Here is a 12,413-nt window from a genome sequence, read left to right on the forward strand (position 1 = left end):
GGATCATGTCCACCAAGCACAAGGTCGCCGCCGTCCAGTTCGAGCCGACCATGTTCGAGAAGGAACGCAACATCGCGCGCCTGCTCGAACTCTGCGAGCAGGCGGCGGCGGCCGGTGCCAAGCTGATCGTCACGCCGGAAATGGGCACGACCGGCTATTGCTGGTTCGACCGCGCCGAGGTCGCGCCCTTCGTCGAGGCGATCCCGGGGCCGACCACGAACCGCTTTGCCGCGCTGGCGCGCAAGCACGGCTGCTACATCGTGGTCGGCATGCCGGAGGTCGATGAGGATGGCATCTACTTCAACTCGGCCGTCCTGATCGGGCCCGACGGTATCGTCGGCCGCCACCGCAAGACGCATCCCTATATCTCCGAGCCGAAATGGGCGGCGGCGGGCGATTTGCACAACCAGGTGTTCGAGACGCCGATCGGACGCATTGCGCTACTGATCTGCATGGACATCCATTTCGTCGAAACCGCGCGGTTGATGGCGCTGGGCGGTGCGGACGTCATCTGCCACATCTCGAACTGGCTCGCCGAGCGGACGCCGGCGCCGTACTGGATCAGCCGTGCCTTCGAGAATGGCTGCTACGTCATCGAAAGCAATCGATGGGGACTTGAGCGCACGGTGCAGTTCAGCGGCGGCAGCTGCGTCATCGCGCCGGACGGGCAGGTCACGGCCGTGCTCGACAAGGGCGATGGCGTTCTGCTGTCGGAAATCGACCTCGACGCTTCGCGCGCGCGCCGCGTGCTCGGCGAGACCGTGTTTACGCAGCGCCGTCCGGAACTCTATCCGGAACTGCTGACCGACACCTTCAGCTGGAATCCGCGCGATTTCTTTGGTCTGTACGGCCATGAGCCGTGGCCGACCGGCAAGACGTCGCGGGTCAGTGTCGTGCAATTTGCACCTCGCAATGACGCCAACCAAAACCTCGGGGAGATCGTAGCGCTCGCGCGCAAGGCCAAGGACGAAGGCGCCGAGTTCGCCGTCTTCCCGGAGCTCGCGCTGACGGGACTTGCCGATCCCGCGACATCTGCGCAACCGATCCCGGGGCCGGCGACCGACAGCCTCGGCAAGCTTGCAAGCGAACTCGGCCTTTACCTCGTGTGCGGCCTCGCCGAGCGCGACGGCGATCTGCTCTACAACAGCGCCTGCCTTGTGTCGCCGGATGGGGACGTCTCGGTCTATCGCAAGACGCATATCACCGCCGATGAGCGAAGCTGGGCCACCGCAGGTGACGGCTGGACCGTCGTGGACACGCCGATCGGCCGCATCGGGTTGCTGATTGGTCACGATGCATCCTTCCCGGAAGCGGGCCGGGTGCTGGCGCTGCGCGGCTGCGATCTCATCGCGTGCCCCGCCGCGATCAAGGGGCGCTTCAGTTCGTCGCATGCCGGCACGGAGGTTGGGCAGCCAACGCCGATTCCGACCGGTCCGGATCCGCATCACTGGCATCATTTCCGCGTTCGTGCCGGCGAAAACAACCTGTTCTTCGCCTTTGCCAATGTCGCCGACCCCGAGCGCGGGTATCCCGGGCTGAGCGGCGTGTTCGGCCCCGATACGTTCGCGTTCCCGAGGCGGGAGGCGATCGCAGCCGGCGGCACAGGCCTTGCAACCGCGCTGGTCGACACCACCAATGTCGACAGCGTCTATCCGACCAATGTCGTGCGGCGAAAAGATCTGGTGTCGATGCGCATGCCACACAGCTATCGTGGATTGGTAAAGGCGGTCGCGAACAATTACTGAACCAGGAAAAGGAATTCGGCCATGGATCTGGGACTCAAGGGCGCCAAGGTTCTCGTCACGGGAAGCACCAAGGGAATCGGCCGGGCGATCGCCGAGACGTTCGCCGCCGAAGGCGCCGATGTCGGCGTGTGCTCCCGCAATCTGGCTGAGGTCGAGAGCACGGTCGCTGCGCTAAAGGCCAAGGGCGTTGCTGCCTTTGGCGGTGCGGTCGACGTCGCCGACGCTGCCGTCCTGAAGGCTTGGGTTGGCGATATGGCGGCAAAGCTCGGCGGCATCGACGTTGTCGTCGCCAATGTGAGTGCGCTGGCTATCGGGCAGGACGATGAAAGCTGGGCGAGGGAATTTTCGACCGACATGATGGGCACGGTCCGGCTGGTGAATGCGGCCATGCCCTATCTGGAGAAGAGCGACGCCGGTGCGATCGTCGCCATATCGAGCGTCTCCGGGCGCGAGGTCGATTTCGCGGCCGGCCCCTACGGCACCTTCAAGGCCGCCATCATCCACTACACGCAAGGTCTCGCCAATCAGCTCGCACACAAGGGCATCCGTGCCAACACGGTCTCGCCGGGCAATACCTATTTCGAAGGCGGGGTCTGGAACACGATCAAGGACAACAATCCCGAGCTCTACAAGACGGCGCTTGCGCTCAATCCCACGGGCAGGATGGGGACCCCGCAGGAGATGGCCAACGCGGTCGTGTTTCTCGCAAGCCGTGCCGCGAGCTTCATCACGGGAACGAACCTCGTCGTGGACGGTGCCCTGACGCGCGGTGTGCAGTTCTGAGGCGTCACTGCACCTGCCGCGTTGCGGCCGACGCACTGGTCCTTGACCAAGCTCGTCGCCCGCACGGTGCAGGGCAGCGATCTACCTGTGCGGATTTTCAGGGCCCTTCATTCGTGTATGATGATTGGTACGGTCCTGAATACGCAGAAGATGTCCCTCCTTTCACGCCGAGAACTGCTCGATAGGGCGGCGCGCATCACGGCGCTGGCCGCATGGCCCGGCTGTGCGGCCGCCCAGGATTATCCCTCCCGTCCCATCAGGCTGGTCATTCCCTATACGGCTGGCGCCGCTGGTGATCAGATCGGCCGTCCCTGGGCCGACAGGATCGCGTCGCTGCTGGGCCCGATCTACGTCGAGAATATCGGCGGCGCCGGCGGCGCGATCGGCTCCGCCGCGGTGGCGCAGAGCGCCCCCGATGGCTATTCGCTTCTGCTCGGCAATGGCAGCACTCAGGTGATGATTCCGTTGTCCTCGGCGAAGCCCGCCTACGATGCGGTTCGTGATTTCCGGGCCATCTATCGCCTGATCACCACCACGCTTGCATTCGCGGTTCATCCCTCCCTGCCGGTGAAGGACCTGCGGGAGCTGGTAGCTTTTGCAACAGCCAATCCGGGCAAGCTCTCCTACGGCACTCCGGGCGTTGGTACCGGCAATCATCTCATTGGGGAGATGTTCAGGCTGCAATCCGGTTTCGCAACAGACTTCGTCCACGTGCCCTATCGGGGCATGAGTGCCGCGACGAACGACTTGGTCAGCGGCCAGATCTCCGCCGTGGTTGCGGTGGTGTCGAGCCAGATCCTGCAGTTGCACCTTGCGGGCAAGCTGCGGCTGATCGCCGTCACGAGCGAACAGCGCTTGAGCGGCGCGCCGGGAATTCCGACCGTCATCGAATCCGGCATGCCGGGCCTCAGATATGCCGGCTGGTTTGGCTTGTTCGCCCCACGCGCAACCCCGGATGCGATCGTGGAGCAGATCTCCAGGGCAACCCGCACGGCGATGGCCGATCCGCAGTTGCAGGAAAGCTATCGTTCGCAAGGTCTGGAGCCGGACGTTGATTCAGGCCCCGACAAATTTCAACGCCTCGTCGAGGACGAACTGACCCGCCTGGCTCCCATCGTCAAGTCGATCGGGCTCAAGCGCGACTGAGATGAAGCTCGGGCGTTGAAGCGGCATTGACCTAGATCAACCGCCGCCATGGCCGATCGGCGCGAGTGTCGTGTGCTCGTCGACGTGAAGTTCCAGACCCCGCCGTGGCCTGCGAGGGAAAACCGCGGCGGCACGCCGACGGGCGGACATTTTGCATTGTTCGGCGGGGACGAAGGACGTCCGGGGTGAATTGAGGGCGGGTGAGTTGCCATGATGCTGCAGTTCGTCGCCGGCACTCTGGTCAGCGTGATCAATATCGGGCTCCATGCGCTCGTGACGGTCGTCGCCGTCGGGATCGCACGCAGCGCGGGTCTGCGTCATACCGAACGACCGAAATTGCATCTGATGGGCGTCATGATCGCAACCGCTGTGGTGTTGAAGGTCGCGCACATGCTGGAAATCCTGATGTGGGCTGCGGCGTACGGCATCGTCCAGGCTGCTGCCACCGACACGGACCTGCTCTACTTTGCTTTCGTCAATTATACCACGCTCGGTTATGGCGACATCACGCCGGTCCGCGAATGGCGGCTGATCGGCCCGTTCACCGCGATGAACGGCGTGCTGCTGTTCGGCTGGTCCGCCGCCATTCTCTTCGAGGTCTTGCGCAAGACGCTCGAGCATCTCGGGCTGACTGAAGCGCCCGGCCCAGCTTCACGCCACATATGAATGCGGATGCGGGGAGCGGCGCTCCAGAGTATTCGCTAATGCGATCGACGCTTCGCCGGATCAAGGATGTAGATCGAGGCTGGCGAGCTGGTTCCGGTCGAGCAATACGATCTGCCGTTGGGTGTTGCCGATGAAGCCGAGGATGCCGAGTTCGTGCAGGCGCGACAGGGCGCGCGAGACGGTTTCCAGGGTCAGGCCGAGATAGTCGGCGATATCGCGTCGCGACATCGGGAGCGCAATGACGCCCGCCGCCGTCAGCCGCTTGTCCATTTCGAGCAGGAACGCCGCGACCCGCTCCAGCGAGGTCTTGCGGCCAAGCAGCAGCATGTGATCTTCCGCATGCTGGAGATTGCTCGTGGTCATGCTGAGCAGGTTTCTGGCTACCATCGCATCGCTCTCGGCTACCGTTTCAAGGCTTTGTCGCTTGATCAGGCGCACCGTGGTGTCGACGACCGCTTCCGTCGTGAATCGATGCTCCCCGCCGTTCTCGAGCCCGAAGATGTCCCCGCTGAGGTGGAATGCGCCGATCTGCCGGCGACCATCCGACAACAGCTTGTAGCTTCGCACCGCACCAGCCTTGACCTGGTAGACATATTCAGCCGGCTCCTTCTCGCCGTAAATCTCGGTGCCTTTTCTGTACGAAAATTCGCTTAAACTGACGAGCGCATTTGAATCGCTGGTCATGCCGAGGTCACGGAGGGAGTTGGGACGCAGTGCGGAATCGGTTGCGATGCGAACAAACATAGGCCAAGTCCTCAGCTCATCGCCGAATTTGGTCCGTTCGGCGAGGTATCTTCGCTGCTGGGAATGCGCCGCGCTGTTCCGCTCCCGCCGAGGTTGATTTACGACCAAGGCGGTACTTCAATCCATTGTCCCTAGGTTCATTGTACCAAAGGACAGCGTTGGCGTTTGGTGCGCGGAGCGAGAAAGCGCCGCGGCTGCGGGGATTTGGCTGATTGCGGGCAGATATTTCGGTCCTCAGACTGTTGTAAGAAGATTTTGCAGAGCGAGAGGACGTCATTGGTCCTCGCTGGAACTGGGCGAGAGGTTGAAGGTGCCGGGTCGCGTTCACGTGGTTGACGACGACGAATCCTTTCGGACCGCGATCGAACGGCGTCTGAAGCTCGCGGGCTATGAGGTGGCGACCTATGCCTCGGCACTGGAGTTGTTGGAGTCCGCGCTGGATCACAGGCGGCCCGGATGTATTCTGCTCGACGTGCGAATACCGGGATTGAGCGGTCCCGATTTGCAGGCGCGGTTGATCGCGTCCGGCTCGACGCTGCCGATCATCTTCCTGACAGGATATGCAGACACGCCGACCACTGTGCGGGCGATCAAGGCGGGTGCGGAGGACTTCCTGACCAAGCCGATATCCTCCGAGCAATTGATCGATGCGATCGAGCGCGCGTTGGCGGGGCAGCAGGCGGCTCGCGCCCAACGCAGCAGACTCGAGATTTTTCGGACTCATCTGGCCACGCTGACTCAACGTGAGCGACAGGTGTTCAATCTCATCGTGCGCGGCCGGATCAATAAACAGATTGCGTATGAACTCGGGACGACCGAACGCACCGTGAAAGCACACCGCCACCAGGTGATGGAGAAGATGCAGGTTGATTCGCTTGCGGAACTCGTTTCGATCGCGGAGCGGCTCGGGATGCTCGATACGAACGAGCATTAGCTGCTTCGTCACCGCAAATCTGGTTCCCATGGTGTGACTGCCCCAAAGGACAATATCAAAGTGTGTTGACAGTGCACGGCGAGCTGTGTGCAATCATGCACAGGCGCCGGGTCGGCAACTGTCGATCGTCGTTTACAGCACTCGCAGTCGCTCATTTTCCGAGAAGGCAGGTCGCCTTGCCGCTACGCAGGTCCGTGTTTGTCGTCGATGACGATTGGTCCATACGGACCAGCATGAACAGGCTGCTGCGGGGATACGGATTCGACGCCACGCTGTTCGAATCCGCGGGAGACCTGCTCCGACACGGCAATTTCGACACTGCGATCTGCATCGTTCTCGACATCGATCTCGACGGAATATCCGGCATCGACGTGCGGCGAATCTTGACCGAGCAGGGCGTCACCGCGCCTGTCATCTACATCACCGGCAACGACAGCCCGGCGAACCGCGCTGCGGCGCTTGGGTCCGGCTGCCTCGCCTATCTGCCCAAGCCCTTTACGGCGGAGTCACTGATCGGAACCATCGAGCGCGCCGGCATTTCCTGAGACCAACCCGGGCCGTCATTCGTCGATATCCTGCTCCAGCGTCCTGGCTGGTGTCCCCTTGCGGGTGGTGGCGAATTGCGCCAGCGGAATCGAAGTCGTCAGGGCAAGGAGGTTCGAATCGACGAGTTCGAGCGTCAGGGTCTTGCCGGACTCCATCTCCCTGATGATCTCCGGCGTCGCCACATCGGCGGCGATGCACAGATTGGTGAGACACCAGCTATAGGGCAGGCGGAAGGGCGCGCCCTGGTCGACGCTCAACCTGGGTGACTGTTGCAGGTACATGCCGACAGGCACGAATAGTTGCAGCCGGGCCGTAGCGACGTCTTCGCGCTCGATCAGATCGACGCGCACGGCCGTCTGTCCGGTTGCGAATTGGCCGGTGATCGAGGTCCGACACAGCGTAGGCGCGCCGCCGGCCTTGAAGCAGAGCTTCTGCCAGCTTCCGTAGCGGATGTCCTTTGCTTCACGCTGACCACGTGTGGCGACTTCGGCCGGTTTCCCGGCCTGGACGCCCTTTGGAGCGGCATGGCCGGGCGGCGTCGTGATGCCGGCGAGGGCAATGAGCAGGAGACTGGCAAGGCAGTCACGGACAGTGGGCATGATCGTGCCTCCGGATCGGCATCTATTTCAGCGCGTCGAGGAATGTCGTTACCAGCGGCGACCAGAGCGGAATGGCATCCTTTGAGCCGATGAAGAAATGACCCTCATCGCCGAACGGCGGCATCAGGTGATACTCGGCCCGACCGCCGGCGGCGGTGAAAGCCCCATGCATGCGCTTCGACAGGTCGGGGCCGAAAAAAGTGTCGTTCTCGATGTAGATCCAAAGCATCGGCACACGTGATGTGCGGCCGAAATCCGCGGTAGCCTCAACCAGTCTGTCGGGGGCGCAATTGTTGTTCGGCTTGCCGCCGACGCGCCCACCTCGGCCCGCAGCGAAGGTGATGATGGCCTTCACCTGCGGTGGGTTCAAGCTCGACAAGGCGATCGAGGCCCAGCCTCCGGCGGACTGCCCGATCACGATCACGTCCTTGGGGATGATGCGCTTCTCGGCGGCCAGGTAGTCGATGATGCCGAGGTCGACCTGGGCGACCGCGAGCCCGGCGTCGTGGAAATTGGGATTGCTGCACTTGCCGATCTTGGAGAAGAACGGTCCGTAGACCGCGCGCTCGGGAATGTCGATGGCGGCTGCGCTATAGCCGGAGCCGACCGGCGCTACCACGAGGTAGCCACGCTTTGCGAACCATTGGGCAGCGTCGCGGAATTCGACCAGGGGAAAGAAGCTGCGGTCGGTCGGGTTGAGCGAGACGCCGTGATTCATGATCACGAGCGGGAAGGGGCCGTCGCCGACGGGACGCACCAGATAGGCAAACATCGGAAGCGCCAGCGGCAGCGCCCAGATCTCTTCCTGGATCCGGGCGTCATCCGCCGTGTGCGCGGGCGCGGCGAAAGCGATCCATGCGAACAATATGGCCGCGATATGTCCCAGCACCGATCTGACCGGTCGCCGCATTACGGGTCTCCATCATCCGCTGTAGGTTGCCGCTACGATGATCGGTCCGAGGACCGTGAGCACCACGTTTCCGACCGCATATGGCACGGCGACGCCAAGGACCGGGGTCTGGCTCTCGGCCACTTCGCACGCTCCCGTCACCGCGGCATCGACAGTCATGGCGCCGGCCAGCGCGCCGCAGGTCACGACCGGGTTCATGCGAAGCACGTGGAAGGCAAACAGGGTCGCCACGATCAGCGGCACGAGCGTGATGACGAGACCCATGCCGACCAGAAGCAGCCCGTGCGCCTGAATGGCGGCCCATGCCGCGGCGCCGTTGCCGAGCCCGATCGCCGCGATGAAGCCGCCGAGCCCGAGATCGCTCAGGGTTTGCTGCGCAGCCGGCGGCATCGCACCCATCGAGGGCTTGCGCGATCGCAGCCAGCCGCAGACGAGGCCCGCAATCAGCGCGCCACCGCCGCCGCCGAGCGTGAGCGCGACGCCGCCGATCCTGAAGCTGACGAGCCCTGCGAGCAGGCCGGCCGCAACGCCGGCAGCGAGAAAGGCGATGTCGGTGCGATCACCCGCGCGAAGGATCTGGCCGATGGCCTTGGCGGCGCGCTCGATGTTGCGCGTGCTGCCGACGAGTGTCATGACGTCGCCGACATAGATCCGGGTGTCCGCGCTCAAGGGGACCTCGCGGCCCATGCGCGTGAGGGCGCGTAGAAAGACGCCCCGGGCGTCGGCGCCGACGCGCGCCGCGATCTCCTGGATCGAGCGGCCATGGAGATGGCGATTGTCCACGAGCACCTCCAGCACGTTGCCCGGGACGGCCTTCAGGATTTCGTCGGCGTCGATCTCGGTGCCGATGATGGGCCTGGCGGCGACGATGACTGCGGTCCGGCCGGCGATGACGATGTCGTCGCCCGCCTCGAGGATGGTTTCCAGATGCGGCTCGACGTCCGCGCCTTGGCGCACGATGCGCTCGACCACCGTGCGGCTTCCGATTTCCTCCTCGATCGACTTGACGGTGCGTCCGGCGCCCGCGGTCACGCGATAGGCGCGGGCCTGGAACTTGCGATAAGAGAGGTTCTCGGTTTTGGGCGGATCGCCACCGGCAAGCTCCGCCTCGAGCTTCTTTGCCTCGGCCTTGAGGTCGATCCCCATCAATTTCGGTGCGACGAAGGGGACGAACAGCAGCGTCAGGATATAGCCGAGCACGTAGGTCACGGCGTAGCCCGCCGCGATGTTCGCCTCCTGCTGGTTCAGCACATCCTTGGGCAGGCCGAGCTGGGCCAGTGCGCCTGACGCGGTCCCGATGACCGACGATTGCGTCAAGGCTCCGGCCGCGATCCCGGAAGCTGTGCCCGGATCGAGCCGGAAGCTGTGAGCAAACAGCAGGACGAGGATCAGACCGGTGCCGCCTATTACCAGCGCCACGGCGACCTGCGCGAGCGTGCGGATGCTCAGGGAGGCGAAGAACTCTGGTCCGGATCGGTAGCCGATCGTGAACACGAACAGGCTGAACAGGATCACGCGCAACAAGGAGGGAAATGCGAAATGGCCGAGCTGTCCGAGCAGCACGGACACAATCAGGATGCAGGCGGTGGTCCCGACGGCGAAACCGCGGATCCGGGCTCGACCCAGGATCGTGCCGATCGCGACGGCCAGCAGCAGAAAGATTTCCGGAGCGGTGGAGATGATCCAGCTGACGGTATTCATGTCGTATCTCCCCCAGCGCTTTGCCGTGATCTCAGTCGGGAAATCGCGGGGTTGCTTGATCCAGATCAAGCCCTGCGAGCGGCAAGGCATCGCCTATCGAACGATGCAGAATTCGCGACAGCCGGCATCGTCAACATGAGTGCTCTCGACCTCGCAGCCGGCGCGATCCGCCGCGACGAAACGGTGGAGATCGTTCTGCTGCTTGCCTTCGCGGGCGGTTATATCGACGCCTATACCTGGATCATCCACGGCGTGATGGCGAATGCCCAGACGGCCAACCTGATCTTCCTCTGGGTTTATGCGACGGCCGGCGACTGGGCCAAGGCGTTTCACTTCGTGCCGCCGCTTCTCGCCTTTGCGGCGGGTATCGTGATTGCCGCATGGCTGCGCCGCGTCGCGGGCGAACGGGCCAGCGCAATCAGCACCCTGCTCGAGATATTGCTGCTGATCGCGATCGGTATCCTGCACAACAGGATGCCGGATCTGGCCGGAACGCTCGGCATCTCGTTCGTCGCGGCGATGCAGACCGCGATTTTCATCAAGGTCGAGGGTGTTGCTTGCAGCACGGCGATGATCACGGGCAACCTGCGCCAGGCGATCGAGATGGCCTTTGTGGCCGCCGCCGGAGGTGCGCCGCTCGGCACGCTGCGCCGTTCGGGCATTTTCTTCGCCTTGTGTGCCGTGTTCGGCCTGGGCGCCGCGATGGGCGCCTTCGCCACCAAGGCTATTCCGGACCTCGCGCTCGGCCTTCCCGTGGTCGCACTGTTGGTCGTCTTGCTGCGCTGCGAAGCCTCGTATCAGAAGGTCGTCCAATGAGTGCGCCGTCCGAGCCTGGATGGATACGGTTCTTCCCGCCGGCCGGCTGGCTTGGCGCCTACCAGCGAGAGTGGTTTCCCTCCGACGCCGTCGCCGGCGTCACGCTGGCGGCTTACGCCATCCCGGTCTCGCTGGCCTATGCCGCGCTGGCTGGCCTGCCTCCTCAGATCGGGGTTTACGGCTATATGCTCGGCGGCCTCGGCTACGCGTTGTTGGGGGCGTCGCGGCAACTTGCGATCGGGCCGACTTCGGCGATCTCCCTGATGATTGCAGGCACTGTCGGTGTGCTGGCCGGAGGAGATGCGATACGTTATGCGCAGATTGCGAGCCTTGCCGCCTTTGCAGTGGCAGTGCTGTGCTTCATCGCGTGGTTGTTCAAGCTGAGCGTGCTGGTCCGCCTCGTCAGCGACAGCATCCTGGTCGGCTTCAAGGCCGGTGCCGGGCTCACGATCATCGCAAGCCAGCTGCCGAGTCTGCTCGGCGTCGCCGGCGGCGGCCACAACTTCTTCGACCGGGCGATCAGGCTGCTCGGCCAGATCAGTGCCATCAACCCGCTCGTGCTCGCCGTCGGCGCTGTCGCACTCTTGCTGCTCCTGTTTGGCGAGCGGCTCTTTCCGGGGAAGCCGGTGGGTATCACGATCGTCGCATTGGCGATCGCGACAGCGACGCTGCTCGGCCTTCCGGCCCTCGGTGTGCCCGTCACCGGGAAGATACCGCAGGGGCTGCCGGCGTTGGGGATACCAACCTTTGGCCTGCTGGAGTTCGACGAATTGTTTCCGCTCGCCGCAGGATGCATGCTGCTGGCCTACATCGAGGGCGTTTCGGCCGCCCGCAGCTTCGCCGCCAAGCACGGCTATTCCCTCGATGTCCGGCAGGAGTTTTTGGGACTGGGAGCCGCGAACCTCGCGGCGGCGCTCGGGCATGGTTACCCGGTCGCCGGCGGCCTGTCGCAATCTGCGGTCAATGACAGCGCTGGCGCGCGGACGCCGCTGGCACTGGTGATCTGCTCCGTGACGCTCGGGCTGTGCCTTCTGTTCTTCACGGGGCTGCTCACCAATCTGCCCAAGGCGGTGCTTGCGGCCATCGTCTTCGCCGCCGTCTACAAGCTCGTCGATGTCCGTGCGCTCTTGCGGATGTGGCGGGTCAGCCGTATCGATTTCTATGCAGCGGGGATCGCCTTGATCGCCGTGTTGCTGCTCGGGATCCTCCAGGGCGTTCTGCTGGCTTCGATCGCATCGATCCTGTTGCTGTTGGCACGGGCCTCACAGCCGCACGTCGCCTTCCTCGGCCGCTTGCCCGGCAGCGGCCGTTATTCGGACAGTGCGAGGCACGAGGGTGTGGAGCCTCTGGCCGGAATCATCGCCTTCCGGCCTGAAGCCTCGCTGCTCTATATCAACGTGGAAACGATTTTGGACAGGGTGCTGGCTGCGCTCGGGACGTCGCCGGGCATTCGGCTGGTGGTCTGCGACCTCTCGGCCTCGCCCTATATCGATCTCGCCGGCGCGGGCATGTTGCACGACCTTCATGACGAGCTTGCCTCGCGAAAGGTCACTTTCTGCATCGTCGGGGCGCATGCGCAGCTCCGCGATCTCCTGCATGCCGAAGGGCTCGCGAACAAGACTGATAGCGCCCAATGGCTGCGCTCGCTCGACAGCGTCCTCGGTGACGAGCCGACCGTCACGGCGCAGCGAACGGCCTGACGGGCTCGTGTTGCAATGCGAGCGACGGTCTCGGCCGCCGGCTTGCTTAGGATGCGTCCGACCGTTGACTTGGATCAATGGAGTGGTCGGCGCCGAACTCACGATGACGCATCATTCTTGTCC

The 12,413-nt window shown here is 63.8% G+C and carries 12 protein-coding genes; 8 read left to right on the plus strand and 4 right to left on the minus strand.

Annotation, left to right across the window (positions count from 1 at the left end; all coding sequences use genetic code 11):
• Positions 1-5 precede the first annotated feature (5 nt).
• The 4 genes from CIT39_RS13060 to CIT39_RS13075 all read left to right on the plus strand — a co-directional run bounded on the left by CIT39_RS13060 (position 6) and on the right by CIT39_RS13075 (position 4,340).
• Positions 6-1,745, plus strand: coding sequence for a nitrilase-related carbon-nitrogen hydrolase (locus CIT39_RS13060; protein WP_094974923.1), 1,740 nt, complete (start codon positions 6-8; stop codon positions 1,743-1,745).
• A gap of 21 nt (positions 1,746-1,766) precedes the next feature.
• Positions 1,767-2,528, plus strand: coding sequence for an SDR family NAD(P)-dependent oxidoreductase (locus tag CIT39_RS13065; protein ID WP_094974922.1), 762 nt, complete (start codon positions 1,767-1,769; stop codon positions 2,526-2,528).
• A 150-nt stretch (positions 2,529-2,678) separates the two neighbouring features.
• On the plus strand, positions 2,679-3,674 hold the full coding sequence (locus CIT39_RS13070) for a Bug family tripartite tricarboxylate transporter substrate binding protein (RefSeq protein WP_094975120.1): 996 nt from the start codon (positions 2,679-2,681) through the stop codon (positions 3,672-3,674).
• 210 nt (positions 3,675-3,884) lie between these two features.
• Positions 3,885-4,340, plus strand: coding sequence for a potassium channel family protein (locus tag CIT39_RS13075; protein ID WP_094974921.1), 456 nt, complete (start codon positions 3,885-3,887; stop codon positions 4,338-4,340).
• A gap of 60 nt (positions 4,341-4,400) precedes the next feature.
• On the opposite strand, the gene CIT39_RS13080 is transcribed toward CIT39_RS13075, so the two are convergent.
• Positions 4,401-5,084: a helix-turn-helix domain-containing protein gene (locus tag CIT39_RS13080; RefSeq protein WP_094974920.1), complete on the minus strand. Its 684-nt coding sequence runs from the start codon at positions 5,082-5,084 to the stop codon at positions 4,401-4,403.
• Positions 5,085-5,394: 310 nt separating this feature from the next.
• Between CIT39_RS13080 and CIT39_RS13085 the strand changes: the two genes are divergently transcribed.
• Together CIT39_RS13085 and CIT39_RS13090 are read left to right on the plus strand one after the other, a co-directional pair.
• Positions 5,395-6,018 carry a response regulator transcription factor gene (locus CIT39_RS13085; protein WP_162308480.1) on the plus strand — a complete coding sequence of 208 codons (624 nt, stop codon included), beginning with the start codon at positions 5,395-5,397 and terminating at the stop codon, positions 6,016-6,018.
• Between the two features lie 233 nt (positions 6,019-6,251).
• Entirely contained in the window at positions 6,252-6,563 is a 312-nt protein-coding gene (locus CIT39_RS13090) for a response regulator (protein WP_244607570.1), read from the plus strand.
• Between the two features lie 15 nt (positions 6,564-6,578).
• Here CIT39_RS13090 and CIT39_RS13095 read toward each other — a convergent pair whose 3' ends face one another.
• The 3 genes from CIT39_RS13095 to CIT39_RS13105 are packed head-to-tail and all read right to left on the minus strand — an operon-like array spanning position 6,579 to position 9,729.
• Positions 6,579-7,163 (minus strand): invasion associated locus B family protein, encoded by a 585-nt coding sequence (locus CIT39_RS13095; protein WP_094974917.1) that lies wholly within the window; start codon positions 7,161-7,163, stop codon positions 6,579-6,581.
• A 22-nt stretch (positions 7,164-7,185) separates the two neighbouring features.
• Positions 7,186-8,073 (minus strand): alpha/beta hydrolase family protein, encoded by an 888-nt coding sequence (locus CIT39_RS13100; RefSeq protein ID WP_094974916.1) that lies wholly within the window; start codon positions 8,071-8,073, stop codon positions 7,186-7,188.
• Between the two features lie 12 nt (positions 8,074-8,085).
• Positions 8,086-9,729 carry an aspartate:alanine exchanger family transporter gene (locus CIT39_RS13105; protein WP_334260434.1) on the minus strand — a complete coding sequence of 548 codons (1,644 nt, stop codon included), beginning with the start codon at positions 9,727-9,729 and terminating at the stop codon, positions 8,086-8,088.
• On the opposite strand from CIT39_RS13105, the gene CIT39_RS13110 reads away from it, so the two are divergent.
• Both CIT39_RS13110 and CIT39_RS13115 read left to right on the plus strand, forming a co-directional pair.
• On the plus strand, positions 9,613-10,590 hold the full coding sequence (locus CIT39_RS13110; RefSeq protein ID WP_334249226.1) for a YoaK family protein: 978 nt from the start codon (positions 9,613-9,615) through the stop codon (positions 10,588-10,590). The genes CIT39_RS13105 and CIT39_RS13110 overlap by 117 nt on opposite strands.
• Positions 10,587-12,290, plus strand: a complete 1,704-nt coding sequence (locus CIT39_RS13115; protein WP_094974914.1) for a SulP family inorganic anion transporter — start codon at positions 10,587-10,589, stop codon at positions 12,288-12,290. Before CIT39_RS13110 ends, CIT39_RS13115 begins: the two co-directional genes overlap by 4 nt.
• The last annotated feature ends 123 nt before the right edge of the window (positions 12,291-12,413 follow it).

The organism is Bradyrhizobium symbiodeficiens (assembly GCF_002266465.3).
Lineage (GTDB): Bacteria > Pseudomonadota > Alphaproteobacteria > Rhizobiales > Xanthobacteraceae > Bradyrhizobium > Bradyrhizobium symbiodeficiens.